Origin of the sequence: Paenibacillus sp. FSL K6-3182 (assembly GCF_037976325.1) — a bacterium.
GTDB lineage: Bacteria > Bacillota > Bacilli > Paenibacillales > Paenibacillaceae > Pristimantibacillus.
Map to the genome: position 1 here is coordinate 1,334,546 of NZ_CP150265.1, position 25,348 is coordinate 1,359,893.

The following is a 25,348-nucleotide window of genomic DNA, read 5'->3' on the forward strand; positions in this document are numbered from 1 at the left end:
ATTTATATAATGTTTTAAAATCATGCATTGTGAAATTATATTAATTTGTAAAGTGACAAAATTTATGGTATTTTTTATAGAATAAACAAACCTTTTTGAATTATATTTTTATTTCTCTATAAACTATTTATCGGAGGGGTCAAGATGTCCGAAAAAATGCTGCCGTTGGACGACTTTTTGCAGCTTAGCACTGATGAGCAAGTGGAAAAATTAAAGCGTTGGAAGATGGATTACACGCTTAAAGACATTCGGGAAGCTTGGAACTTCAAGCATTCCGCGCAATATTATATGCTGCTGAAGAAGCTTCGGATTTACGAAAGAGTTGTTAATAAATCAGATAAGTTTTATCCCGTCCAAGAGCAGCTCATAACGAGAACGAATGCTGGCGGAGAGCGCGGCTGGTCCGGCCAGTCTGCTTTCGCGGAGCGCAAGCTTCCGTCGGATAGCTTCGATTACCATTTAAATACGACGCTAAGCGGACCTGCACTTGCAGACAAGCTGGAGCGAATCGCACATTTTCTAAAAGGCGAGCACAAGGAAGTATCAATAAAGCTGTCTATAGAAGCTGCGGAAATAGAAGTGGAAGAGCTGGAGTAAATACTGAATGAACAATAAAAAGAACCGAGTTCGGCGAAGTTGCCTGGCTCGGTTCTTCTTTTGTAGAAAAATGAAAATAAATGTCTGATACTGGAATATTATGTTTGTAAATAGTTTATTGCAAACGCAGCTTTCCAAGCTCGGAAACGAGCGCTTCTACCTCGCTGATGCTGAATTTCTCTTTTGAAGCGACTACTTCGTACAGATCTTTTATATCCTCATACTTATTGAGATCAAAGTTAGATGCCTGCATAGCTGCAGCGGAAGCCATTTTCAGCTTTGTTTTGATAACTTCAATCATAAACGCTACATTTTCTTGCGTTTGTAAGTTTAAATTCGTCATGGAGTGCCTCCTAAAGTTTTTGCGAGCCGAATTCGGCTGCGGAAATGGGCTTGTTCGAACGTTTTGCAATGCTGCAATTGTAACATGTTTCAAACGAGAATGACCACAAATTGAACAGTATCTTAAAATTGGATACAATTGAACAAGATACGATTGGCAATCGAAGACAGGGCAGGTGCAATACGACGGAACAGCTAACGAGCAGTGAATTGGAGTCCTTTTTTTGTGCCATTGCAAATAAGTATATGAATCGCAGCGGCATTGTATTTGTATGTATAGGAAGTGATCGTTCCACAGGGGACTCTCTTGGTCCATTAGTGGGAACGATGCTTAAGGAGAGAGGTTGGCCGAATGTCATTGGAACATTGGACAAGCCATGTGATGCGCATGCGGTTCAGCAAGCCGCTCAGTCGCTGCATAAAGATGACGTTGTCATTGCCATTGATGCATGCCTTGGCAAACCAACTTCCATCGGCCGTTTTATTTTGCACGAAGGACCGATCGAGCCAGGAAAGGCAATCGGCCGCAGACTTCCAGCAATCGGGCATTATAGTATTGCAGGCGTAGTAAATGCTAACGGACCCAAGGCTTACTGGATGCTGCAAACGACTTCACTTTACCAAGTGATGCGTATGGCAAGCGAGATCGCGTGCGCGGTAGATTCAGCTTGGGGCCAGCATTCGGATAGCTTGTCATATGTTAATCAAGTATTACAAATTCCATCCGTGTAGAGGAGCATGAACAAATGACAAATGAAAATAGCAAAGAAGTATACTCAATCGCACAGCGTAAGCTTTTTTTGAATAACGGATTGGAGCTTGCATATTATGATTCCCATCCGGATGACGGAGGCGCGGCGGATGGCATTAGCGAGGTTGTCGTTTTGCTGCATGGCTACTGCGGAAGCTCTTCCTATTGGGAGCATATCTTGGATGGGCTAGAGCAATCTGTACGTATCATTGCGCCAGACGCACGCGGACATGGAAGAAGCTCTGCGCCAAGTGATGAGGTTTATACGATGGAATTGTATGCGGAGGATATTGCTGAGCTGCTTATCAAGCTGCAAATTCATAATGCAGTATTGCTTGGGCATTCCTTAGGGGGCTATATTACTCTTGCATTCGCTGAAAAATATGCCAAGAAGCTTTCTGGCTTTGGCCTGATCCATTCAACAGCGCTAGCAGATAGTGACGCTGCCAAAGAAAACCGTGATAAAGCAGCAGCGGCTCTCGAGCAAGATGGCGTGAAGACATTCGTTGATGGTCTTATTCCTAAGCTGTTTGCTCCGGGTAATGTGGAGGTTTTGTCCGCTGAGGTTGAGCAAGGAAAGAAAATAGGCTACGGCACATCCCTGCAAGGCGCAATCGGCACAGCAAAAGGAATGAAGGCACGTCCTAACCGGACGCAGGTAATCGAGCAATCTGAGCTGCCTGTACTTCTTGTTGCAGGGGTGTCAGATAAGGTTATTCCAGTGGAAAGTGTTTTTGCAGCATCAAACGGCTGGACCGTGAAAGTGGAGCTTGGCAGCGCAGGTCATATGGGAATGATCGAAGAGCCGAAGCAATTGATCAATGCTATTCTTAGTTTTGTAAAGAATAAGCAGCAGTAGATTGGCGAGAGGGGGAACCAGATGTTTCAGCGCGATTATTTCATGCGAATGATTGAGCAAATGACAGAAGCAGTCGGTCAAATTATGAATTTGAGGCGAGAGCGCAAGCACGAGGAAGCCTTGCTCTATATCGATGAGCTTCTTGATACAAAGTTTAGGCTAAGCAGCAAGCTTATTCGTTCCCTTTCGGATGAAGACTTACTGAAAATGATGACGACGAACGGGATCTTGGAAACGGATCATTTGCAAGCCATCGCTCTTCTGATGAAGCAGGAAGCTGAATTGACTGCCGACTTGGGACGCGAGGATGAGAGCTTCATCGCGTATGTGAAGTCGCTGCATTTGTTTCTAAGATTATCGCTAGTAGATGCGGCGCCAACGATTACCGAGCCCCGCGAACAAATAAAGGAGCTGCTTGAGCGGCTGAAGCCATATGAATTGCCCCTGGCTACGAAACGTTTGTTAATGGAATGGCTTGAAGCAGAAGGGCGTTATGACACTGTTGAAAATATGATGCATGAGCTGCTTGAGGATAACGCGCTGACGAACGAGGAAGCAGAAGCAGCCTATAGACGAATGTTGCTGCAACCAGACGAGCGGCTTGAAGCGGGAGGGCTGCCGCGCGAGGAGATAGAGCAGGGAATTGAAGACCTTGCCAAGCAGCAAACAGACGATATAGCATAAGCGTACGTATAGTGAGCTTAGCTTCAAAACTGATTTAGGAGTGATTGGACAGCATGATGGAACAATGGCAGCAAGAAATTACGAAATGGATCACTGGCAAAGAGCTGCTGCAGGCTACGCTTAGCCAGCCGAAGCGGAAGGACGGAACCGCAGCGCCTAAAACAATTATTCGTCCCATTGAGATGAAGAGCGGCTTGTTTTATCAATTTGAATATCATTTTGCAAACAAGGTTACGCATGACAATGTTGCTGAGCCGCAAGCGGCTGAGCGAGTCATCGATTTGCTGCAGGAGAACTACCGTCAGGCGCTTGTAAAAACGAACGAGGCTGACGTTCAATTGCTCTTTAGCAAAAAAGGGAAAGCAGCTATTTTAAAGAAACCGCCAACTGGTGATTCGAGCAAAGCGAATTTGCAGCATAATCGGCAGAAACAGCGTATTTTGTCCGAGAGTCAAGCAGCCCCTTTTCTTGTTGAGCTTGGTATTATGACGCAGGAAGGGCTTGTCCACGCCAAAAAACAGGATAAATACAGACAAATCAATCGGTTTCTAGAGATGGTAACAGATGTGCTTGCGTATTTGCCAACGGACAGGGAAATTACGATTGTTGATTTTGGCTGCGGCAAATCTTATTTGACGTTTGCGCTTTACCATTTGCTTGCAGTGGAGCAAAAGCGGAATATTAACATTATTGGACTTGACTTGAAAGCCGACGTCATTGCTTTCTGTTCGGAGCTTGCGGAGAAGCTGGGTTATGACAAGCTTAAGTTTCTCGTAGGAGACATTGCTGAATATGAAGAGCTGCAAGCTGCTGATATGGTTGTCACTCTGCATGCATGCGACACGGCTACGGATGCTGCGCTTGCCAAAGCTGTTAATTGGGGAGCCTCCGTTATTATGTCGGTACCTTGCTGCCAGCATGAGCTGTTCAAGCAGGTAAAGAGTGATGTTCTATCTCCGTTACTTTCTCAAGGCCTGCTGAAGGAGCGTTTTTCCGCACTCGCCACGGATGCCGCAAGAGGAACTTTGCTGGAGGTTTTGGGGTATAAGGTTTCGATGCTGGAATTTGTAGATCCAGAGCATACGCCAAAAAATCTGCTCATTCGCGCGGTCCGTTCAGAGCAGCATGGGCTTTCTATGAAAAAATGGGAAGAGTATGAGCAATTTCGTCAGTTTCTGAACATTTCCCCGTCGCTGGAGCATATGCTTTCCGAACGATGGCCTAATCACATCTCCAAATAATATTGCTTATTGGCGAATGTTACACTTTGAATTTTTTGAGGGTAAGCAATTGTCGATAGTATTAACATTTGCTACAATGGAAGAAGATGGCTATCAAATGAATGGGTGAACCGTATTGGAATGGATGATCTGGCTAGACTTTAGTATGTTTCTAGTGCTGCTCGGCTTGTTTTTCTACGTGTTTGCCTCCAGCAACGTTACGATTTTGCATCGTATGTATTTGACTTTGCATGTCGTTTTTATGTGTTGGACGCTTTTTCAATTTGCGTCTCAGACGACAACTTCTGCGCTCTTTAGACTATTTTACGTTTCCATATCGTATGTAGGGCTTTCTCTGCTTGGAATTGGATGGTTCGTATTCATCGTATATCTCACCGGCCAGTCGTATGTTATACGAAAGAGCCGGTTGTTCATTTTAGCGATGCCCGCGCTTATTTCTGTAGCTGTGGTTATCATTAACCCAAATGGCATGTTTCTACGAATTAACGATCAGCTAAGTCCGCTCAAGCAGCTACAGCAAGGGCCGTTGTACTGGATTATGATTACGCAATTAATTGTTTATGTAACCGTTTCTTTTGTTATTATGTTCTACAAGCTGCGCGGCGAAAATTCGGTACGGCAGCGCACATTAATCAAAACCGCAATAAACGGTATGTTTGTACTCGTTTCGTTTGCTATTACAGATTTATTCATCAATGTTCTATTAATTGAAAAAATGAATCAATATATTCCGCTTATTTCAGTAGGAATGGCTGTTGCCGCTGTTTATTTGGTACATGCCATTAGACGGAACAAAGTACTCGATATTATTCAAACCGTACAAAGAGATGTAATGAATACGATGTCGATGGGTATTATCGTGCTTGATGAGAACGATATCATCATTGATGTAAATAAAGTAATAAAGCCGATTCTGAGGCTGCGCATCGGCGACAAGTTTAATTCCGCTCATCTAGGACCGCAATTTAAAGGCGAGGTTACTAGAGATATTGCTGCTTTTTTTGAAGAGCAGAATAAGCGTCCGATGGACCGGCTTGAGATGGAAATTGCAATTCAGCATGACAAGCATAGGCATATTATCGTACAGTCTGCGCCTATATTGAACAATAAGAAGACATTGGTAGGCAGAGTACTAACCTTCCAAGATGTGACGGAGCTTCGCCTGCTAGTCGAAGAAACGAATGTTCAGAACGAGCTGCTCCAGGATCGGAATCGCGATCTGCTTATTATGCAGGACGAGCTGTTTCAAGCGAATAAGAAGCTGGAGCATATGGCGATTACTGACGGTTTGACCGGCTGCTATAATCGGCGTTACTTGCTTCATCAATTGGAGCAAGAAGTGATTGCTAATATTCGTTATGGCATACCCTTCTCTATATTTTTATTTGACCTCGATCATTTTAAATTGATTAATGATAAATATGGCCACTTAATTGGTGATGAGGTGCTTTGCGGTACGGTTGATGCCGTTAGAGGAGTTCTGCGATTTACGGATATATTAGCTCGTTATGGCGGAGAAGAATTTACGGTGTATTTGCCGCATACCAACCGAGACCAAGCTGATCAGATAGCGGAGATTCTTATGGAATCGGTTGAGCAAAATAAAATAAACACAGGAACCTCGGAGGAGCCGGTATCGGTAACGATAAGCATGGGGGTAATCTCTATTGAACATGTTGACCCAACCGATTTAGTAGATCCAAAAGCTTTTTTAAGAGAGTTGCTTGCACAGGCAGATGCCGCATTATATGAAGCCAAGTATAATGGACGTAATCGGATTGTTAAACGAAAATTAGCCTAGCAGCCTGAACAGTATGTTTAGGCTTTTTCGTGTTTGCTGCATAGTCAGTTGGACATAGTTCTGATAAAATGGATTTGATCCGGTTACAATCGCTAAACTATCAAAGGCGGGAACTAATCTAATGAGAAAAACGCAGATTGGAATGGTCAAGCCGGGAGACAAGGTGGCTAAACCCATTTTTCAAGAAAACGGCAACGTGCTTCTAGGAGAAGGGGTTGAATTGAATGATCGTTACATCGATCGATTGCGGAACTTAGGCATCGATTTTCTATTCATAGAGGATGGGTTGACGGAGGATCTGATTCCTGAAGATACGATCCGTGATGAAACGCGTAAGCAAGCGGTCGATACTATTTACAAAACGATGAACTCCTTCAAAGACCAGACCGTAACAAAAGGGCGAACGATCGCACCGGATATGGGCCGCAATTTTCGGGCGGTATTCGGCCAAATTATGCAGGATTTATCCTCAAGACCAAACATGCTGGTTAATTTAACGAGCATTCATGCCATGGAAGGTTATTTATTTCAGCATTCCTTTAACGTGGCTGTGCTTTCAGGCATTATGGGCATGGCAAAGGGCTTTAATCGCAATCAGCTTGAAGAGCTTGGCATTGGCGCGCTGCTCTTCGATATTGGTATGACAAAGGTGCCGCCAAAGCTGCTGGCTCATACTGGCGGTTTATCGCTGGCGGAACGTGAAGTCATCAAAAGCCATGCGAAGGACGGGTTCGATATATTGCGCAAGTATCACGATATATCTATCGTTTCTGCACACTGCGCGCTTCAGCATCATGAACGATTTAACGGATCAGGTTACCCGCGCGGGCTCAAGGAAAGTGAGATCCATATGTACGCTCAAATCGTAGGATTAGCGGACACTTTTGATGCATTAACTTCACCAAGGCCTTATCGCAAACGGTACACGGCAAGCGAAGCGATTGAGTTTTTATTTGCTGCCGGCGGCACTTTTTTTGATCTGGACTTGATTAAGCTGTTCTGTCGTCATATATCAATATATCCAGTTTCGACTTCACTTTTGCTTAGCACTGGTCAAGTTGGTGTCGTTTCAGAAAATACGGAGCTCGCTCTCCATCGTCCCCGTGTACGAATTATTATGGAGCCAGACGGCACAATGCCGGCATCGCCTTATGAGATTGAGCTCAAGAACGAGCTACATATTACAATCGTAAAGGAGTTGTAATTATTTTTTGTAGGAAATAGGCGCTATCTCTTTCGCGCTTACTTGAATATTAAACATGGATAGAAACCTTCTCTTAGAGGCAAATTGCTGCTAAAGTGGAAGGTTTCTTTTTTTGCAATAATGACAGAGTTGCTTTATATCTGGTACTTTTTAAGGTAAAATAATGAGAAATAGAGCTAATAGGGGGATGTGCGTACATTTATGGGATCATTACAGCACCACAAACTGTCCAAGCTCGAAGTGTTGCGAAGAGTGCTGTTTATTACACTAGGCGCTGCGCTCGTCTCAGTTGGGCTGGAAATCTTTCTAGTACCAAATCATATTATTGATGGTGGTATTGTCGGCATATCGATCATGGCCTCCTATTTAACGAAAGTGCCGCTTGGTCTTTTTCTCTTTCTTCTTAATCTTCCATTTTTGTTCCTTGGTTACAAGCAAATCGGCAAAACCTTTGCAATATCGACGCTGTACGGCGTTTCGGTCATGTCGCTTGGAACGTTTTTGCTTCATCCCGTACCGCCTCTTACGGTAGAGCCTTTTCTAGCTGCTATATTCGGCGGTGTCATTTTGGGCATTGGCGTTGGCATGGTTATTCGTTTTGGCGGATCGCTCGATGGTACCGAAATTGTTGCGATCGTGTTTAATAAGCGTATTCCTCTTTCGGTTGGCGAGACCGTTATGTTTTTCAACTTATTCATTCTCGGCAGTGCAGGCTTCGTGTTTGGCTGGGATCGGGCGATGTATTCGCTTATCGCGTATTATATTGCTTATAAATTGATTGATATTACGATCGAGGGCTTCGATGAATCCAAAGCGGTGTGGATCATTAGCGATGAAGCGAAGGAAATCGGCGCAGCGATTATGAGCCGTTTAGGACGCGGAGTTACTTACCTGCATGGCGAAGGCGGCTTTACTGGCGGCAGCAAACGCGTTATTTTTTGTGTCATTACGCGGCTTGAAGAAGCGAAGATGAAGTCGATTGTTCATGAGCTTGACCCTGTGGCGTTTCTTGCCGTCGGCAATATTCACGATGTGAAGGGCGGACGGTTTAAGAAACGGGATATTCACTAATGATGGTAGTAGTCAGTTTCTAAGAAATGCGAGGCCGATTTGGCTTGCACAGATCGGCCCACTTTTGCTTTGAGATGAAGGAGACCAGCAATTTGGATGAGTTTGCGAGTATTCATCATTGGACGGCAGGCAGGCAAGGAAGTGCTTGGCAGCGCGAGCGCGGCGTGGTTATAGGGATAGGCGATGATACCGCCGTAGTTGATCCCGCTTCTGCTGCGGATGGCATTGCTGCACCAAAGCGGATGCTGCTGGCCGTCGACACGATGGTGGAGACGGTACACTTCAAGCCGTCGACGATGCGGGACGAGGATGTCGGCTATAAGGCGCTTGCCGCCAACATTAGCGATATTGCCGCGATGGGAGGCGTGCCTTTGCATGTGCTAGTCTCAGTCAGCGTGCCGCCATCGTATACGCCGGAGCGGATGCGGAGGTTGTATGATGGGCTGTACGAGTGCGCCGAGCGCTACGGTGTTGCCATTGTAGGCGGCGATACGACGTCGGCGCCGGAGCATTTGGTTGTCGCTGTAACGGTGGTTGGCACCGTGGAAGCAGGGCGTGAGCTGTGTCGCTCGGGCGCAAAGCCGGGCGATGCAGTGTTTGTGACCGGCGCCGTAGGCATGTCGGCGGCGGGATTGCATGCGCTCCTTGCAGAGGAGGAGCGCGTGGTGCTGCAGCCCGCGGATTTCAGCGCGGGTAGGGAAGGTTTGCTTGTGCAGGCGCATCAGCGGCCAAATCCTTCAGTGCGTGCGGGAAGGCTGCTGCTTGAGCATGGGAGCTGTCGTTCACTTAATGATGTAAGCGACGGCCTCGCGAGCGAAGCATGGGAAATTGCTGAAGCGTCGGGGCTTCGCCTCGTGCTGTATGAGAAGCTTCTGCCAAAGAGCGGCAGCTTGGCTGCTTACGCTTCAAGAGTAGGAATAGATCCGCTGGAATGGATGCTGTATGGCGGAGAAGATTACGTCTTGCTTGGCACGATAGCACCAGAGCATGCGGAAGCGATGCGAGTAGCTTTTCATCAAGAAGGTATTCCTTTTTTTATTATTGGGGAAACCGTGATGGGAGAGCCCGCTGTTGAACTCATTCGACATGATCAAGCTTATATGGAAAAAGAGTCGCTGCCTCATTTGGAGAAGAGAGTTTTGCTTAAGAAACGCGGATATAATCATTTTTCGACATGAACGGGTGAATAGCATGCAACAACAGATAAGCCATGCCACTTGGCTGGCACAATCGGAACAAGACACTGTAACGCTAGCCGAACAGCTTGCAGCTTGGGTAAAACCAGGTACATTGCTTGCATTGGATGGTGATCTGGGCGCGGGAAAAACTAGATTTTCACAAGCTTTTGCAGGTGCAATCGGTGTGAAAGGCATTGTGAATAGTCCGACATTTACAATTATAAAAGAATACGAAGGGAATCAGCTTCCCTTTTATCATATGGATGTTTACAGGCTGTCGCTGGAGGAAGCGGATGAGCTTGGTTTGGATGATTATTTTTATGGCGATGGCATAACGATTGTGGAATGGGCTAGCTTGATCAAGGAGCTGCTGCCAGCTGAGCGGTTGGAGCTGTATATTGAGCATCTTGGCGATGAAGCACGGCGCATACAATTGACCGGCTACGGTGAAATTTACGCAGGCTGGTGTGAAGCTTTAAGCAAGTTAGGAGCAGACAGATGAGTAATGAGCAGAGAAATCAAACGGGACCGATACTCGCTTTAGATACGTCCACGGCGTCGATGGCAGCTGCTATCGTTAGCGGTTATGAGGTGCTTGCGGATATTCAAACGTTAGCGGAAAGAAACCATTCTGTACACGTTGTGACGCATATTCAAGAAATGCTGCGAAAAAGCGGCCTTGCTAATACGGACATTGAGGCGATTGCGGTTGGGAATGGACCAGGATCATATACAGGAATGCGTATTGCGATCTCTGTAGCAAAAACGTTGGCATGGGTATGGAACAAGCCGCTGGTGAGCGTGTCCAGCTTGGAGGCCATAGCATATGGTGCTTGGCATCAGCAGGTGAGCGGAATTGCGGAGCTGGATAAAGCGCGTAATGGCGAGCATTGGGTATTTCCGATTATGGATGCAAGGCGCGGTCAGGTGTATACATCGGCTTTCTCGATGACGGATGCATCTGAATGGACTCGCTGGCTGGATGATGGCGTTCGTATTATGAAAGATTTTGTAGATCAGCTTGAGCAGCGATTAGCGAATTTGCCGGCTGGAAGCATAAGGAGCATCTCACTCGTCGGCGACCTGTCGCTTCATGAAGAAAGCGCGATGCGCTTGAAGCAGATTGGCGAGGCAGCAGGCGTTATCGTTCAGCTTCAAACCTTTATCCAAGAGGGCAAATGGATAGCAGAGCTTGGCCTCAAAAGACTACAGTCAGGTCTATTAGAAGATCCGCATACTCTTATTCCTAACTACACTCAGCTAACTGAGGCTGAGGTCGTATGGAAGGCAAAGCAGGCAGGTGAAGCTAAGGCATGAAATTAGAAGTGAACAAACTCATTTTTCGAGCGATGACTATGGCAGACATACCCGCTATCGTTGCGATTGAACAGGAAGCCTTTACGAGTCCATGGACTGTGGAAGCATTCACGAATGAGCTCATGAACAACTTATTTGCTCGCTATATGATTATGGAATATGAGGAACAAATAATAGGCTACGGCGGCATGTGGGTTATTATGGACGAAGCACATGTAACGAATATTGCGGTACGCTCAGATTATCGCGGGCAAGGTTTAGGAAACTGCTTGCTTAATGAGCTGCAGCGGACGGCAGTTTTCTTTGGCGCGGTAAAGATGACGCTAGAGGTTCGTCCCTCCAATGAAATTGCGCAAAACCTTTATCGGAAATACGGTTTTGAGCCTGCCGGCATACGCCCGCGGTACTACTCGGACAACAATGAAGACGCGCTTATAATGTGGGCTGAGCTAGACAAAGAGCGGTTGAAGGTAAGGGAGCAATGAATGTGAATCAATCGAAACAGACAGTGAATGAACAGCCAATGAATGATCTTGTTTTGGCGATTGAAACGAGCTGCGACGAAACGTCAGCGGCGGTTATTCGCGGTGGAAAACATATTTTATCGAATGTCGTGTCCAGCCAAATTGAAATACATGAACGATACGGCGGTGTAGTTCCCGAGATTGCATCGCGTAAACATGTAGAGTCGATTACATTGATAATAGAACAGGCTGTCAAGGAATCAGGGCTAACGTTAAAGGATATGTCCGCTATCGCTGTTACACAAGGTCCCGGTCTTGTAGGGGCTTTGCTCGTAGGTATTGTAGCCGCCAAAAGCCTGTCTATGGCATTAGATATTCCATTGATCGGTACGCATCATATTGCAGGTCATATTTATGCAAATGAGCTCGTTCATGACATTATATATCCATGTATGGCGCTAGTTGTTTCGGGGGGCCATACAGAGTTAGTTCTGTTAAAAAGCGAAGGTGATTTCCAAGTTGTTGGCCGTACTAGGGATGACGCAGTCGGTGAAGCATATGACAAGGTAGCGCGTGCGCTACATTTGCCTTACCCAGGCGGGCCGCATATCGACAAGCTTGCAGTCGAAGCAGACGAATCGATTACTTTGCCTCGTGCATGGCTGGAACCGGATAGCTATGATTTTAGCTTTAGCGGCTTGAAATCAGCAGTACTAGCGGTTATTAATCAGACGAGAATGAAAGGTTTAGTCCTGAATGAGGCGGCACTTGCTCGCGGATTCCAAGAGTCAGTCACTGAGGTGCTCGTCACAAAAGCTCTGCGCGCAGTCAAACAATATGGCGCAAAGCAGCTGCTGCTTTGTGGCGGCGTGGCAGCGAATAAGGGCTTGAGGGCAGCTTTAAGTGCAAAGTGCACGTCAGAACGTGTGCCTCTGCTCATACCGCCGAATTCGCTGTGTACAGATAATGCTGCAATGATTGGAGCAGCGGCTTATTTGAAGCTAAAACGGTCGCAATTCACAGATCTTGACATGAAAGCTGACCCTGGTTTATCGCTTGAGAGCTGGTCAGTGAGCAATATGCCACATTCGTTGGCTGAATAGGGGCTAATAAAAAATATTTTCAATTGGAATTGACAGACAATTTATTAGAGCTTATAATAAGCGACAATACTTCAAACTTCAACTTCATACGTTACAAACGCAAAGAACAGGAATAGTAAAGCTTGTCCGGGAATGTCTGAAACGTCACTATGAATGTGCATCATTCATACGTCGTTATGACACAAGAGAGCTGCGGGATGGTGCAACGCAGTCGAAGGATGCTTGAAACTCGCCTGGGAGCGGAACAGTGGAAACGATGGCAGCATGAGTTCATGCTGATAGCCATGCAGGTACATTGTTACGGTTAACCACCGTAATCGGGTGCATGTGAGTCAACATCCGGAGTTGGCCATATGCTTAAGTTGGGCGTCCCTGCTCGTTTGCGAACGTATGGGTGTCAACAAGGGTGGTACCGCGCGGGTCATAATAACCTGTCGTCTCTTGATTCAAGAGATGACAGGTTTTTCTTGTTGTCTTGAAGTGAAGGATTTAACGATTTAATGAGCAGCATCAATCCATATAGAGTAAAAACGCAATGAACAGGAGCAGTAGAACAGTAGGCTGGCAAAACGAATTTCAAGATATGTTCATCAAAAGCGGATGAACGAATTGAAATCGTACAGAGAGCTGCGGGGTGGTGTGACGCAGTCGAAGCTGAGGTTTGAATCTCGCCTGGGAGCGGAACGTGGGAAGCAAGCTGTCATAAAAGACAGTTTTTGTCTACAACGTTACGGTTAGCCGCCGTCATCGGGCATTTAAGCGGGCTCGGTTCCCGCAGCAAGCTATTCAATATTGCCTTTTTTGCAAGGCAGCATTGTTTTAAGCTTCTGCAGTAAGAATCGGTCAATTAGAGTGGTACCACGGCAGCGTAAGCGCGTCGTCTCTTACAAGGAGACGTCGCGCTTTTTTTGTACCCAATAATGAAAAAATACGTCCAAACGAATCCCTAGGAGGAATTAACAATGACAAACGAAATGAAAAAAATCCAAATTTTTGATACAACTCTTCGTGATGGCGAGCAGTCACCAGGTGCTTCAATTGATCCTGAACGTAAAATTATTATTGCACGCCAGCTTGGCAAGCTTGGCATTGATGTTATTGAGCCAGGTTTCCCGGTTTCCAGCCCAGGCGAATTCGCGGCTGTACAGCAAATTTCACGTGAGCTTCAGCATGTAGAGATTGCAGGTTTTGCGAGAGCGGTAAAGGTTGATATTGACGCTGCAGTGAAAGCGACACAGGATGCAGCACGCAGACGCCTTCACTTGTTTATATCCTCCTCCGATATTCATCTTAATCATCAGCTTCGCAAATCTCGAGAAGAGGTCATTAAGATTGCGAGAGATATGGTTGCTTATGGCAAGCAATTCGTAGATGAAATCGAGTTTTCTGCAATGGATTCCACACGATCTGGCAGAGATTTTGTGATTCAGCTCGTTGAGGCGGTTATTGCGGAAGGTGCGACTATCATTAACCTGCCTGATACGCTTGGTTATGCTATGCCAGAGGAAATGAGCGAGCTGTTCCGCGCGGTGCGCAAGCAAGCCAGAGGCGGAGATACGGTGAGATATAGTGCCCATTGTCATAATGACCTAGGCCTTGCTGTAGCTAACAGTATTTCGGCTATTAATGCAGGTGCCACACAAATTGAAGTGACTGTAAACGGGATTGGCGAACGAGCGGGCAACTGCTCTCTAGAAGAGCTGGTTATGGCAATAGAAACGCGCAAGGATGCTATTCAAGCAGAAACAAACATTAAAATTAGCGAAATTTATGAAACCTCTCGTTTGGTTAGTCGCGCTATGCATTTCCCGATTGCTTACAATAAGCCAATCGTTGGCCGCAATGCATTCCAGCATGAATCGGGCATCCATCAAGACGGCTTGCTGAAAAACCGTAACACGTATGAAATTATGGATCCGGAAGCGATGGGTATTTCGCGGAACATGATTATATTAGGCAAACATTCCGGCCGCCATGCGATTAAACATCGCCTTGCTGAGTATGGCATCGATATGACAGAAGTGCAGCTGCAGGATGTGTACGATAAATTCAAGGAAGTCGCTGATGCTCAAAAAATCGTGACAGATGATGAATTGATTCGTATCGCAGGTGAGCTGACACAGACGCAGCCAGATCCATATGTACTGGTTGATCTGCATGTTCACGCTGGTACGCAGCCTTCACGTACAGCGACGGTTACCATCCGTGAGAATGAGTTTGGTGTAGAACAATCTTATATCGCAATGGGAGGCGGCCCTATTGAGGCAGTGATCCATGCCATTCAACAAGCAATTCCAGTAGCAGCGGAGTTCGAGGATTTGGAGCTTCATTCGCTATCAACTGGCGAGGATGCTCACGGTGAAGCGGTCGTCAGCATTATTCATCAACAGAAACGATTCCGGGGTACATCCATTCATAGTGATATTGTGCTTGCAGCCGCTCAAGCTTATGTTTCAGCGTGCAATCAAGCAGTTATGACGACAGGCAGCAGAGTAGTAGAAGTAATCCAAACTAAAGCTGCCAACTAATTTCCCATAAGGCCAACGGATTGCTTTTCCCATAGTAGAGTGAGTTCTTTCTATTATGGGAATAAGCGCTGCTGTGGGCATAAAACCTCAAGGAGGTAGATGTGATGAGTAAAATTATTCAATATTATAATCAGTTTGATGAATGGGGGCGTCTCGATAGAGCGCCCCTTGAGTTTATCGTCAACTGGCATTTTATTCGAAATTACTTGCCTGAGCGTGGACATATTTTGGATAATGGCGCCGGGCCTGGGAAATATGCGATGGAACTAGCTGATAGCGGCTATGATGTCACGTTAACAGATTTGACCCCAAGGCTGGTACAATTAGCCGCTGAGAAGGCAGAGGAGCTTGGGCTTACAGATCGTTTTAAAGGTTTCCACGTTGCAGATGCTAGAAGCTTGAGCTCGTTTGCAGATGAGACTTTTGATGCTTCATTGATGATGGGGCCGCTCTATCATTTACAGAAGGAAGAGGATCGTGAACAGGCGGTTAAGGAGCTATATCGTGTAACACGGAGTGGTGGGTTTGTGTTTATCGCCTTTATGACACGTATTAGGCATTTGCTAAATGCTCTTGCTTATCCGCAAAGCTGGAAGCCTCTTGATTCAATGGATGAGATTCACCAGTTTATGGATTCAGGTGTTTTTAATCATTCAGATGAAGGCAGATTCACGGGAGCCTATTACTACGATATAGATGCGATTAAGCCGTTTATGGAAGTGCAAGGATTTGAAACGGTCAAGTTGATTGGTTCCTCCAGCGTTGCAGGAGCCCTTACATCGGAGCAGTTCGATTATTGGAGGTCTCAGGGAAACAAACAATTCTCCGATTTCATGCAAATGATTTATGATTCTGCTGAAAATATTCATTTATTAGGTTCAGCTTCACATTTGCTTTATATCGGTATTAGAAAATAGCCATAAAAAATTGCCAAAATTAGTGTTGTGCACAAAGTTATCCACAAAGAGGCTTCATTTTGTGGATAAAAGAGTGAAATGCCCGAAAACACTGGATTTACGAAAGATCAATATTGTGAACGGAAAGGGGATATTATTTGCGGTGTATAACTGTGGATAATGTGTATAACGTGGATAAAATAAATAAATGTAAGAAATTGTACCTATAAAACGACGGATTCCGCTAAAATGCTACTCTTATACGTAGGTACTATCGACAGAATTAACTAACAATTTATACAGAACTGTTGATATCTCTGTGGATAATGGTGATTGGTTGTTTATAGCAGCTTTTGGAATCATTAGTAAGCTTCCTTTTGTTTTGCGCTAGCATTGCGGTCACGCAAAAAAATTGCGTGAATTACTAGACAGGTTTTCGGTGAAAAAGTTAACGGTATGCGTTATCTTGAAACTATGACGCATACCAAAACATAAATCTCACCTTATAGCTTTTAGTGATAGGCAATGCTTAAGTGTGAATGGAGGTTAACCAAGGAATGGATAAGCAAACGATCATTCAGGTAAGCTCGGTCAGCAAGTACTATGGTGCGAATAAGGCAGTAGATCAGGTTTCCTTCAAAGTAAACGAAGGTGAAATATTCGGTATTATCGGTACGCACGGCGCGGGAAAAACGACGTTGCTAGAGATGCTAATGGGGATTCGTATGCCTGACCAAGGCAGTATACGCATCTATGGACATGATGTGGTGCTGGATGCAGAAAAATTGAAGGAAGACATCGGAATTCATCTGCAAAGCACAACCTTAGTAGATAAAATGAATGTTCGAGAGGCAATGGAGCTTTTCCAAGGCTTTTACAAACGGAAAAATAATTTGGATCACATCATTGAACAGTTTGGGCTTAGTCCATATTCGGATAAACTAGTTAAACGTTTATCAGGCGGTTGGAGACAACGTACGGCACTAGCTATCGCATTGGTGAACGATCCAAAAATCATATTTTTGGATGAACCCACAACAGGACTGGATCCGCAAGCCAAACGTGATTATTGGTCACTGCTGCAGATTCTTAGACAACAAGGGAAAACAATTATTGTCGCTTCTCATGATATGGAGGAAATTCAGCGCAATTGCGATCGTGTATGTGTGATGCGCAAGGGAGAATTCATTACTTGCGATAACCCGTCTACACTTATTGCACAGCTGCCTGGCGGCGGCATGACAATGGAAGCCGTTTATATGCATCACGCAGTTGAGATGAATGGGAGTGTCAGCATATAAGAAAAACAAAAACTAAAAGTATGTTTATTGCACATGTATTCCTCAAGGAGGGCTTTTTAGTAAATGGATCATCGAGATCGCATCGAAAGTCCGTCAGTCGAGCGCAGAAAACTATTGGAGAAGAGAATGGAGATGATTACAAACTTAATCAATCAAATGAATGAGGGGGAGAGTCAGAAGCAAGAAGATCAAAAGCAAAAAAAACAAAAGCGCAGAGACGACTGCAACGGCATAAGGACACTACATCGGTTAGGACGATTTGTAACTGTATTTCAGCGTATGTTTATGTAACGATTTAGTAGTATAATATAATGATCTTGATTTGGCGGAGGATCGATTGTGAACGATTGTATTCCACTCATTGGTCAACACATGCGATTATTGGTTCAGCGTTTCTTTACAGCTGAGCCTCTTGCACGTTATGCAGAGCAGTTTATTGCGGACAAGCTTGAAGAGAAGATTCGATTTGGTCAACTGACGGTTATTCATTACCGCATGTTTGGCGGAAAAGGCGAAGACCCCATAAAAGCAGCTGCTGCAGTCGAATTATTTATTTTGGCGTCGGATATATTGGATGATTTGCAGGATCAGGATGTTCCAAGCAAGCCTTGGATGAAAGTCCCAATGCCTATAGCCATTCATGTTGCCTCCTCTCTACTAACTTTGTCGCAGCAAGCAATGTTAAGCAGCACATCTAATCATGAGATTCGATTGGCACTCACAGAAATGATGAATGCGCAGCTTTTGAAGGCCGCAAATGGTCAAATGCTTGATATTATGAATGAAATGAACGACGAGGAATCCTATTTGGATGTCGTAAAACAAAAGTCTGCTACGCTTCTTCAACTAGCGTGTATGGCCGGCGTAATATTGGCTGGTCGCCCTTGGAATGAAACCGTAGCAGAATATGCGCTAGAAATAGGTGTTTCAGCTCAAATTCAAAATGACCTCCGAGATTTGCTGCGATGGGATGAAAAAAGTGATTTTCTTCAACGTAAATGCACCTTGCTTACTCTGTATTTAATAGAAGGAGAAGCAGAAGAGGATCGCTGGATTAAAGAGTATTTTGAGGGTCGGTTAACTTCCGAAGAAATTGCGATGAAAAGAGAGCTTTTTCTTGAAACCTGTGAAAGAACAGGAACTATATTATATGGCTCTGTCATGAGTCGGATGCACTATAATTGCTTTGAGGAATTAGTAGACTCCATACAGGAAATAAGTCCTTGGAAAGCGGAATTTTTGCACATAATAAACTCTAAAAATGCATAACAACAAACCACGCAAAACGTCTTTCGGTAAATACGAATCACTTTTGCGTTTCCTGTCGTATCTATTCCTGTTATAGTAGAAAAGAAGAAAAGATTACTAATATAGTAGTAGAGAAGCGGAGGAGTTAATATGTTAAAAGAAGCTATTCGTCAGTTGGTAAGCAACACTGAAAAAATGTCTATGGCTATGGGTGGACAAATGCAAGTAGCAGGTGTTTCAGTTGCTGAACAACGCGCTCTTCTTGGCGAACTAAAGAACAAAAACGAAAAAAATAGCGGCTACGCATACATGTGGAATTAGCATACTGATTTGTAGGGAAGGAAGAGGAGTGCATGAGACCTAACTTATTTAACCGAATTGTTGCAATCCTCTTCCTGTTTGTCTTGTTAGGTTCTGTTTTATATTTAACCTCGGTAATCGTAAGAATTCCTTCAATCGGTGCTGTACTAGTGGAGGAGCCAGGTAATCGTTATTTTGTTAAGTCGATAGAACCAGCGGGACAAGCGGATGTAAAAGGTATTGAAATAGGCGATCAGATTTTAGAAATAAACGGTGATTCAGTACAGGATTTTGAGTATGTAAAGAAATATAATTCAATTGAATCGGCAGATTACGTTCTTGTTTTACATAAGGATAAAGTTACACAGAAAATTGAGTTTCCCAAGGGGTGGACAGGCGACCATTCGTTATGGGAGCTGCTGATTCAGTTGTATATCCCTGGTGTTTCACTCATTATTTTTTGTGCGTTTTCAGGATTTTTGTATGCAAAACGAAGGAATGATAAGGCTGTAATCATTCTTATTTTGTTTTTTATTTCGATTGGCTTAAGTTACTATAGTTCTGCAGCATCAAGTCGAAGCGATTCTGTTGGGCTTACTATTATTTATTTGGTTCTACCCAACATACCATTGCTGTTTATGAGCTTCATGAACATTTATTTAAAGCGATTCGATGTTCATTTTATTAGTAAATCAATATTGAACACTTTATATGGGATTGTGGGTTTTGTAGGAATCATAAGCTTAATTTATATCTGGACAGATTTAGCGTCAAATAACATCTATACCTATATTCAAATAGCCTATAGCAGTTCTGTGCTGATAGGTAATTTTGTATGCGTTTATATGCTTGTGCGAAAGTTTATAAAGCATCGACGTACAAAGCTGCATTCTCTGTTCACCATTACGTTGATCTCGCATCTAGTTGCTTTTACTCCGTTTGCATTAATGAACTTGCTGCCTCAAATTATTGGCAAGGACCAAGTTTTTCCAGCCGCTTTTACTGCGCTATTCCTATTCTTATTACCTATCGTTTATTTCTATCTGTCTACCTCAAATCAATTATTTGATATTGACTTTATTCTAACTAGATTTAAATATTATACGGCGCTAGCCTTTATTCCAGCTGTCATTGTGGCTGCACTTGTAGCGTTTGTATTACTAGGAGAGAACAATCCGTCATGGTCCGCGTGGTTTGGCGTATTTTTTGTCATTTACATCGGAATGACGTTGTTTTTATATGGGAAGGAACAAATTGATCAAAGGTTCAGACCTAAGCTCTTTAAGGCGATGTATAGTTATCAGGATAGTCTGGATCGTTTCTCGCGAAAAATCGCTAGAGTAATGAAGCAAAGCGATTTGGAAGCTGTGCTTAAACAAGAGATTAGTGATCTGCTGCCAGTTAGTCGGATTACTTTTTTACTTATTGAGCAAACGGAGAATACCGTATACCCGATGGGCGATCATCCTGAGGAACTTATCACTGCCGAGTTTTTGCTCGGAACTGTAAATTCCTTACAGGTGGGTGAGTTAATCGAGCTGCCTTATGGACTCGGTCTCGTAATAGGCAGACAACGGTCTAGGTATCATATTTTGTGGATCGGCATGAAAACCAATCATACGCGCTTTAATTCGGACGAGCTTCGTTGGCTAAAGACGATGTCCAATTATTCCAGCATCGTATTTGAGAATCTATATTTAATTGAAGGTTTAATTGAGGATTTAGAGTCGGAGGTTCGCAAAGAGCATTCAACTTCACCATGGGTGCTGCGCCTTCTTTTCTGTTTGTCTGAGAACGAGAGAAGAAAACTTGCTGCTGACTTGCATGACTCAGCGCTGCAAGATCAGCTGCTTTGGTACCGGAAGCTTGAAGCCATTATGATGGATTATCCGATTTCGAATAGTTTGGGACGCGAGCTGGAGGATATTAAAGAAGGATTACTCGATGTTATCCATCAAATTCGTGAAACTTGTAATGAACTGCGTCCACCGCTTTTGAAGGAGATGGGAGTAGTCGAGGCTGTTGAATCGATTATTGAGCATACTCAAATGCGTGTTAACTTTGCAGTGGATTTTCGCGCAAAATCTTTTAATCGTCCGCTTAACGAGGAACAAATTACGGCGATTTACCGGATCGTACAGGAATTGCTGCGTAATGCGGACAAGCATTCTCAAGCTAAATTAGTTGTTCTTGAGCTTGAGCTGCGCAAAGGAACGATATATTTCCGATATCAAGATGATGGTGTCGGTATGGATGTAAATCAAATGAGTGTTTCTTTTGAACATATGGGCTTGTCAGGCATTAAAGAGCGGGTGACAGGTCTGGAAGGTGACATATCATTTTATTCGGAAAGCGGTAACGGCTTAGAGGTTGTCATCTTGCTGCCAGAGATCATGACAGCCGGTAGATCGGAGAGGGGTATATCGCGTGATTCGTATCTTATTAGTTGATGACCATCCTTCTGTCGGAGAAGGAACCAAAACAATGATTGAGCAAGACAGCGAGATGACGGTTTCGGTCGTTTTATCCGCCATTGAGGCGCTCGATATTGTACAAATCCAGCAATTTGATCTCATTTTATGTGATTTGAATATGCCAGGCATTAGTGGATTGGAATTAACGAAACGTCTTATTCAACAGGATCCGGAGCGCAAGGTTATTATTTACTCGGGCTATGAGATTGGCTCGCATTTTAACTTGCTGATCGAATCAGGCGTCTCTGGTTTTATTTCCAAGACAGTATCAAGAGAACAGCTTCATAATGCAATTCGATGTGCCATGAGAGGGGACACGGTTATTCCGATCACCCTGTTAAAGCAGCTTAGAAGGCATGAAGTAACGATCGGACGGACAGAAGTAGCTGTTGAAGATGTGTCTATTAATGAGAAGGAACAGACCATATTACATGAAGTAGCTACTGGAATTAGCAATAAAGAATTGGCAGCCATGCTCCATGTTAGCCAGCGGAATGTCGAATATCAGCTGTCGCGTATATTTGATAAACTCAACGTACGGTCCCGCTCAGAAGCAATTAAGGAAGCACAGCGTTTAGGCTTGATCAGCTTAGAACAATACTAGAATTAGGTTAGATAACTTTAGCTTGTTTAGGTGGTTAAGTAGGATAGGAATGAATAAAACCGGCAGCTAAAGGATTATCCTTAAGCTGCCGGTTTTAATTGATTTACGAAACTTACATGTATTGTTCCCATTCCTCATATGCGGTCGATAGTGAGGTTTTAACAGCTTCAATGGCAGCTTGAATTTCTTGAATACGGATGTAATCATTAAAAATCGCAGGATCAGTGAGCTGTAATTCCAAATCGGTTATTTGCTGCTCCAGCGTAGCGATTTCCAGTTCTAATTGTTCAACTTTACGCTGACGTGTACGTTCTTCACGTTTTGCTTGCTTGTCCGCCTCATAAGAGTTGGCAGGTGAAATGTCGGATACGGCTGTTGTTTTTGAGTTTGAAGCCTGTTTTGACAGTGCTTCGAGCCGTGCTTCTTCGATTTCACTTTTTTTCTCTATCATTTCGTCATAATTTCCTAGGAAATGATCAGTACCTGACGACTTTAGTTCGACAATTCGTTCAGCCATCTTGTTTAGGAAGTAACGATCATGCGAAATGAAGAGCAAGGTTCCTTCATAGTCAAGCAATGCAGCTTCAAGAACTTCTTTGCTAAATAGATCGAGATGGTTGGTAGGCTCATCCAAAATAAGGACATTGGCCTCTGCAAGCATAAGCTTCGCTAGAGATACACGTGCCTTCTCACCGCCGCTAAGGGAAGAAATTCGCTTGAGTACGTCTTCGCCGCTAAATAAGAAGTTGCCGAGCACCGTACGAATACGTGCCTCCTCCATATGGGAGTAGCTGCCCCAGACCTCTTCAAGAACCGTATTTTGGCCGTTCAGCCTCGTTTGTTCTTGGTCATAGTAGCCGAGTTTGACGTGAGTTCCAAACTTAATTGTACCTGTTGTTGGTTCATTTTGACCGACAATAACCTTTAGCAGTGTTGATTTCCCAATCCCGTTCGGACCAATTAAGGCAACGGTTTCACCACGAGTGAGCTGGAAGGATACATTTTTAAAGATAGGTGTGTCCTTACCCGGGAAAACAACGGAAACCTCATTAACAGCAAGTACGTCTTTGCCTGTCGAACGCTCGATTTCAAATGTGAAATGAGCTTTTTTTAAATCACCCTGCGGCTTGTCCAGCCGATCCATTTTGTCCAAAGCTTTCCGTCTGCTTTGTGCACGTTTGGTCGTTGAAGCACGAACAATATTTCGTTGGACAAATTGCTCCATACGCGAAATTTCGTCCTGCTGTTTTTCGAATTGACGCATATTGATTTCGTACTCGGCAGCTTTCAGCTCCATATAGCGGCTGTAATTTCCAGTATACCGCTTGGAAGTATGACGCTCGATTTCGATAATGGTTTGAGCAAGAGCATCTAGGAAGTAACGGTCATGGGATACAACTAAGATGGCACCTGAATATCCGCGTAAATAGGACTCTAGCCACGTTAAAGTCTCAATGTCGAGATAGTTGGTAGGCTCATCAAGCATAAGCAGATCCGGTGCCTGAAGCAATATGCGAGCGAGTGCGAGCCGTGTTTTCTGGCCGCCGCTTAATGTTGATATTAAAGTGTCAGCTGGGAATGTTCCGAAACCCATACCGTGAAGAACACTGTTAATGCGCGTGTTGACCTCGAAACCGCCTTGCTCGCGGTACCAATCTGAACGCTTGGCATAACGATCGAGTATAGCTGTATAACGTTTCTCATCCTGATGAAGTTCGGGATCTGCAATTTTCACTTCAAGATCACGAAGCTCTTGCTCTGCTTCAATTAGATGTGAGAAAACGGCAAGCATTTCTTCACCTATCGTTCGATTGGATTGCAATCCGCTATTCTGAGCGAGATAACCAATTTTAGTTTCTTTGGCTTTATGAATAGCGCCAGAATCTGCGGACATTTCGCCTGCAATGATTTTGAGCAGTGTAGACTTGCCTGCACCGTTCACACCTACGAGACCAATACGTTCTCGTTCCAGCACCTGCATCGAAATATTGGATAATACGACATTTACGCCGTAGCTTTTTGTTACGTTAGAAACCTGCAGCAGCATTTTGAAACCTCCAACAAATAAATGGTAAAGAACGAATGCTCATACTACATATTAGTGTACCATAAACGAGCGCTAGCATTGGCGAAAGTTGCACAACAATGTTAAACTACAATTAATGAAAGAAAATGATGGGAACTAGAATAGGTGAATGTTTTTGGTTGAACCAAATCAACGGGGCGATAAGGCTTACATACGAAGTCAGATAACGATAAAACGAAATAAATTACCAGTCGAGCAGCGGCGATTATGGTCAGAAGCAGCTTGCAAGAAAGCGATGGCTTTTATTGAAAGCCATTCGGTCGGCGCGTTTATGGTGTATGTGTCTTTTCGGAGCGAGCTTGATTTGTCGGGTCTTATTGAATGGGGCTGGCGAACAGGGCGAGAAGTCATTGCGCCAAGATGCATCGCAGCAGATCGTTCCATGGAGCTCTATACCTTGCGGAGCTGGGATGATCTGATACCTGGTGCATATGGAATTATGGAGCCGAATCCGAATACAGCGCAGCTTTTTAAGGACAATTGCGAACTGGGTGTTGTGTTTGTGCCGGGACTAGCCTTTGATCTTCAAGGAGGCCGGCTTGGTTATGGAGGCGGTTATTATGACCGATTTGCTGAATCATTTCAAAACAATGCTTCTAAGCCGTACTGGCTTGGAATAGCGTTCGAGACGCAGCTCATTGATAAGGTGCCTCTCGAGGGGCATGATTTGAAAATGGATGGCTTGATTACTGAAAAAAACATGTATTTAGTTTAGAGGAAATGCAGCTGAATGATTGCCAAGCGAGCTATGAACGTTAAAGGCGAACCGTTCATTAGCGCTAGAAGGAGCGTTTGAGGTGGAGTTGACACATTTTAACGAGCAGGGCCGGGCGCGAATGGTAGACATCTCTGACAAGGAAGTCACTTCCCGCACGGCAGTCGCTCAAACCAGGATAACGATGAACCGAGATACATTAGAACAAATTAAGGCTGGCAAGATTGGGAAGGGCGATGTACTGGCTGTGGCTCAGGTTGCTGCAGTTATGGCTGCCAAAAAAACGTCAGATTGGATTCCAATGTGCCATCCGCTACCGCTCACAGGCATCAATGTGGTTTTTAGCGATAACGGAACGGATGAGCTTTACATAGAAGGTACAGTAAAGACAACAGGAAAAACCGGCGTGGAAATGGAAGCACTGACAGCCGTGTCTGCCGCAGCTCTAACGGTTTACGACATGTGCAAAGCGCTGCAAAAGGATATGGTTATCGGTCCTACGCAGCTGGTTTCAAAAACGGGCGGAAAAAGCGGCGATTATCGAATTTCGTCAAACCCATGAGCGAAATAGGAATGGGAGGAAT

General features: G+C 44.4%; 25 protein-coding genes. 23 read left to right on the forward strand and 2 right to left on the reverse strand.

The features are described from left to right. The first annotated feature begins 144 nt into the window (after positions 1-144). Positions 145-597, forward strand: a complete 453-nt coding sequence (locus MHH56_RS05785; RefSeq protein ID WP_076269650.1) for a hypothetical protein — start codon at positions 145-147, stop codon at positions 595-597. 115 nt (positions 598-712) lie between these two features. Here the strand turns inward: MHH56_RS05785 and MHH56_RS05790 are convergent, their stop codons facing one another. Continuing rightward, the gene (locus MHH56_RS05790; protein ID WP_076269651.1) at positions 713-940 is read right to left on the reverse strand and encodes a DUF1128 domain-containing protein; all 228 of its coding nucleotides are present in this window, start codon (positions 938-940) and stop codon (positions 713-715) included. Between the two features lie 128 nt (positions 941-1,068). On the opposite strand from MHH56_RS05790, the gene yyaC reads away from it, so the two are divergent. The 20 genes from yyaC to MHH56_RS05890 all read left to right on the forward strand — a co-directional run bounded on the left by yyaC (position 1,069) and on the right by MHH56_RS05890 (position 21,963). Then, positions 1,069-1,671 carry a spore protease YyaC gene (gene yyaC, locus MHH56_RS05795; RefSeq protein ID WP_339207209.1) on the forward strand — a complete coding sequence of 201 codons (603 nt, stop codon included), beginning with the start codon at positions 1,069-1,071 and terminating at the stop codon, positions 1,669-1,671. A 14-nt stretch (positions 1,672-1,685) separates the two neighbouring features. Further along, the gene (locus MHH56_RS05800) at positions 1,686-2,549 is read left to right on the forward strand and encodes an alpha/beta hydrolase (RefSeq protein WP_339207211.1); all 864 of its coding nucleotides are present in this window, start codon (positions 1,686-1,688) and stop codon (positions 2,547-2,549) included. Positions 2,550-2,570: 21 nt separating this feature from the next. After that, on the forward strand, positions 2,571-3,233 hold the full coding sequence (locus tag MHH56_RS05805) for a DUF6483 family protein (protein WP_339207212.1): 663 nt from the start codon (positions 2,571-2,573) through the stop codon (positions 3,231-3,233). A gap of 53 nt (positions 3,234-3,286) precedes the next feature. Beyond that, positions 3,287-4,474, forward strand: coding sequence for an SAM-dependent methyltransferase (locus tag MHH56_RS05810; RefSeq protein WP_339207213.1), 1,188 nt, complete (start codon positions 3,287-3,289; stop codon positions 4,472-4,474). A 124-nt stretch (positions 4,475-4,598) separates the two neighbouring features. After that, entirely contained in the window at positions 4,599-6,275 is a 1,677-nt protein-coding gene (locus MHH56_RS05815) for a diguanylate cyclase (protein ID WP_339209513.1), read from the forward strand. A 121-nt stretch (positions 6,276-6,396) separates the two neighbouring features. Further along, positions 6,397-7,479, forward strand: coding sequence for an HD-GYP domain-containing protein (locus MHH56_RS05820; RefSeq protein ID WP_339207215.1), 1,083 nt, complete (start codon positions 6,397-6,399; stop codon positions 7,477-7,479). 201 nt (positions 7,480-7,680) lie between these two features. Next, complete coding sequence (locus MHH56_RS05825; protein ID WP_076269656.1) at positions 7,681-8,550, forward strand: YitT family protein; 870 nt, start codon at positions 7,681-7,683, stop codon at positions 8,548-8,550. A gap of 92 nt (positions 8,551-8,642) precedes the next feature. Further along, positions 8,643-9,728, forward strand: a complete 1,086-nt coding sequence (gene thiL, locus MHH56_RS05830) for a thiamine-phosphate kinase (protein ID WP_339207217.1) — start codon at positions 8,643-8,645, stop codon at positions 9,726-9,728. A gap of 13 nt (positions 9,729-9,741) precedes the next feature. Further along, positions 9,742-10,230 carry a tRNA (adenosine(37)-N6)-threonylcarbamoyltransferase complex ATPase subunit type 1 TsaE gene (tsaE, locus tag MHH56_RS05835; protein ID WP_339207219.1) on the forward strand — a complete coding sequence of 163 codons (489 nt, stop codon included), beginning with the start codon at positions 9,742-9,744 and terminating at the stop codon, positions 10,228-10,230. Then, positions 10,227-11,045 (forward strand): tRNA (adenosine(37)-N6)-threonylcarbamoyltransferase complex dimerization subunit type 1 TsaB, encoded by an 819-nt coding sequence (gene tsaB, locus MHH56_RS05840; RefSeq protein ID WP_339207221.1) that lies wholly within the window; start codon positions 10,227-10,229, stop codon positions 11,043-11,045. The genes tsaE and tsaB overlap by 4 nt, the downstream gene beginning before the upstream one ends. After that, positions 11,042-11,530: a ribosomal protein S18-alanine N-acetyltransferase gene (gene rimI, locus MHH56_RS05845; RefSeq protein ID WP_339207222.1), complete on the forward strand. Its 489-nt coding sequence runs from the start codon at positions 11,042-11,044 to the stop codon at positions 11,528-11,530. The genes tsaB and rimI overlap by 4 nt, the downstream gene beginning before the upstream one ends. After that, positions 11,527-12,612: a tRNA (adenosine(37)-N6)-threonylcarbamoyltransferase complex transferase subunit TsaD gene (gene tsaD / locus MHH56_RS05850; protein ID WP_339207223.1), complete on the forward strand. Its 1,086-nt coding sequence runs from the start codon at positions 11,527-11,529 to the stop codon at positions 12,610-12,612. Before rimI ends, tsaD begins: the two co-directional genes overlap by 4 nt. Positions 12,613-13,574: 962 nt before the next feature. Next, the gene (locus MHH56_RS05855) at positions 13,575-15,140 is read left to right on the forward strand and encodes a 2-isopropylmalate synthase (protein ID WP_339207224.1); all 1,566 of its coding nucleotides are present in this window, start codon (positions 13,575-13,577) and stop codon (positions 15,138-15,140) included. A 104-nt stretch (positions 15,141-15,244) separates the two neighbouring features. Further along, positions 15,245-16,057, forward strand: a complete 813-nt coding sequence (locus MHH56_RS05860; protein WP_339207225.1) for a class I SAM-dependent methyltransferase — start codon at positions 15,245-15,247, stop codon at positions 16,055-16,057. A gap of 536 nt (positions 16,058-16,593) precedes the next feature. Beyond that, the gene (locus tag MHH56_RS05865) at positions 16,594-17,337 is read left to right on the forward strand and encodes an ABC transporter ATP-binding protein (protein ID WP_076269663.1); all 744 of its coding nucleotides are present in this window, start codon (positions 16,594-16,596) and stop codon (positions 17,335-17,337) included. Between the two features lie 63 nt (positions 17,338-17,400). Beyond that, positions 17,401-17,628: a hypothetical protein gene (locus MHH56_RS05870; protein ID WP_076269664.1), complete on the forward strand. Its 228-nt coding sequence runs from the start codon at positions 17,401-17,403 to the stop codon at positions 17,626-17,628. 48 nt (positions 17,629-17,676) lie between these two features. After that, positions 17,677-18,606 (forward strand): polyprenyl synthetase family protein, encoded by a 930-nt coding sequence (locus tag MHH56_RS05875; RefSeq protein WP_339207228.1) that lies wholly within the window; start codon positions 17,677-17,679, stop codon positions 18,604-18,606. Between the two features lie 129 nt (positions 18,607-18,735). Next, positions 18,736-18,906 (forward strand): competence pheromone ComX, encoded by a 171-nt coding sequence (gene comX / locus MHH56_RS05880; protein ID WP_339207229.1) that lies wholly within the window; start codon positions 18,736-18,738, stop codon positions 18,904-18,906. 32 nt (positions 18,907-18,938) lie between these two features. After that, the gene (locus MHH56_RS05885) at positions 18,939-21,335 is read left to right on the forward strand and encodes an ATP-binding protein (protein ID WP_339207230.1); all 2,397 of its coding nucleotides are present in this window, start codon (positions 18,939-18,941) and stop codon (positions 21,333-21,335) included. Further along, the gene (locus tag MHH56_RS05890; RefSeq protein WP_339207232.1) at positions 21,313-21,963 is read left to right on the forward strand and encodes a response regulator transcription factor; all 651 of its coding nucleotides are present in this window, start codon (positions 21,313-21,315) and stop codon (positions 21,961-21,963) included. The genes MHH56_RS05885 and MHH56_RS05890 overlap by 23 nt, the downstream gene beginning before the upstream one ends. Positions 21,964-22,075: 112 nt before the next feature. Here MHH56_RS05890 and MHH56_RS05895 read toward each other — a convergent pair whose 3' ends face one another. Then, positions 22,076-24,010, reverse strand: a complete 1,935-nt coding sequence (locus tag MHH56_RS05895; protein WP_339207234.1) for an ABC-F family ATP-binding cassette domain-containing protein — start codon at positions 24,008-24,010, stop codon at positions 22,076-22,078. A gap of 148 nt (positions 24,011-24,158) precedes the next feature. Between MHH56_RS05895 and MHH56_RS05900 the strand changes: the two genes are divergently transcribed. Together MHH56_RS05900 and moaC are read left to right on the forward strand one after the other, a co-directional pair. Next, complete coding sequence (locus tag MHH56_RS05900) at positions 24,159-24,764, forward strand: 5-formyltetrahydrofolate cyclo-ligase (RefSeq protein ID WP_339207236.1); 606 nt, start codon at positions 24,159-24,161, stop codon at positions 24,762-24,764. A gap of 82 nt (positions 24,765-24,846) precedes the next feature. Beyond that, complete coding sequence (gene moaC / locus MHH56_RS05905) at positions 24,847-25,326, forward strand: cyclic pyranopterin monophosphate synthase MoaC (RefSeq protein WP_339207238.1); 480 nt, start codon at positions 24,847-24,849, stop codon at positions 25,324-25,326. Positions 25,327-25,348: the final 22 nt, after the last annotated feature.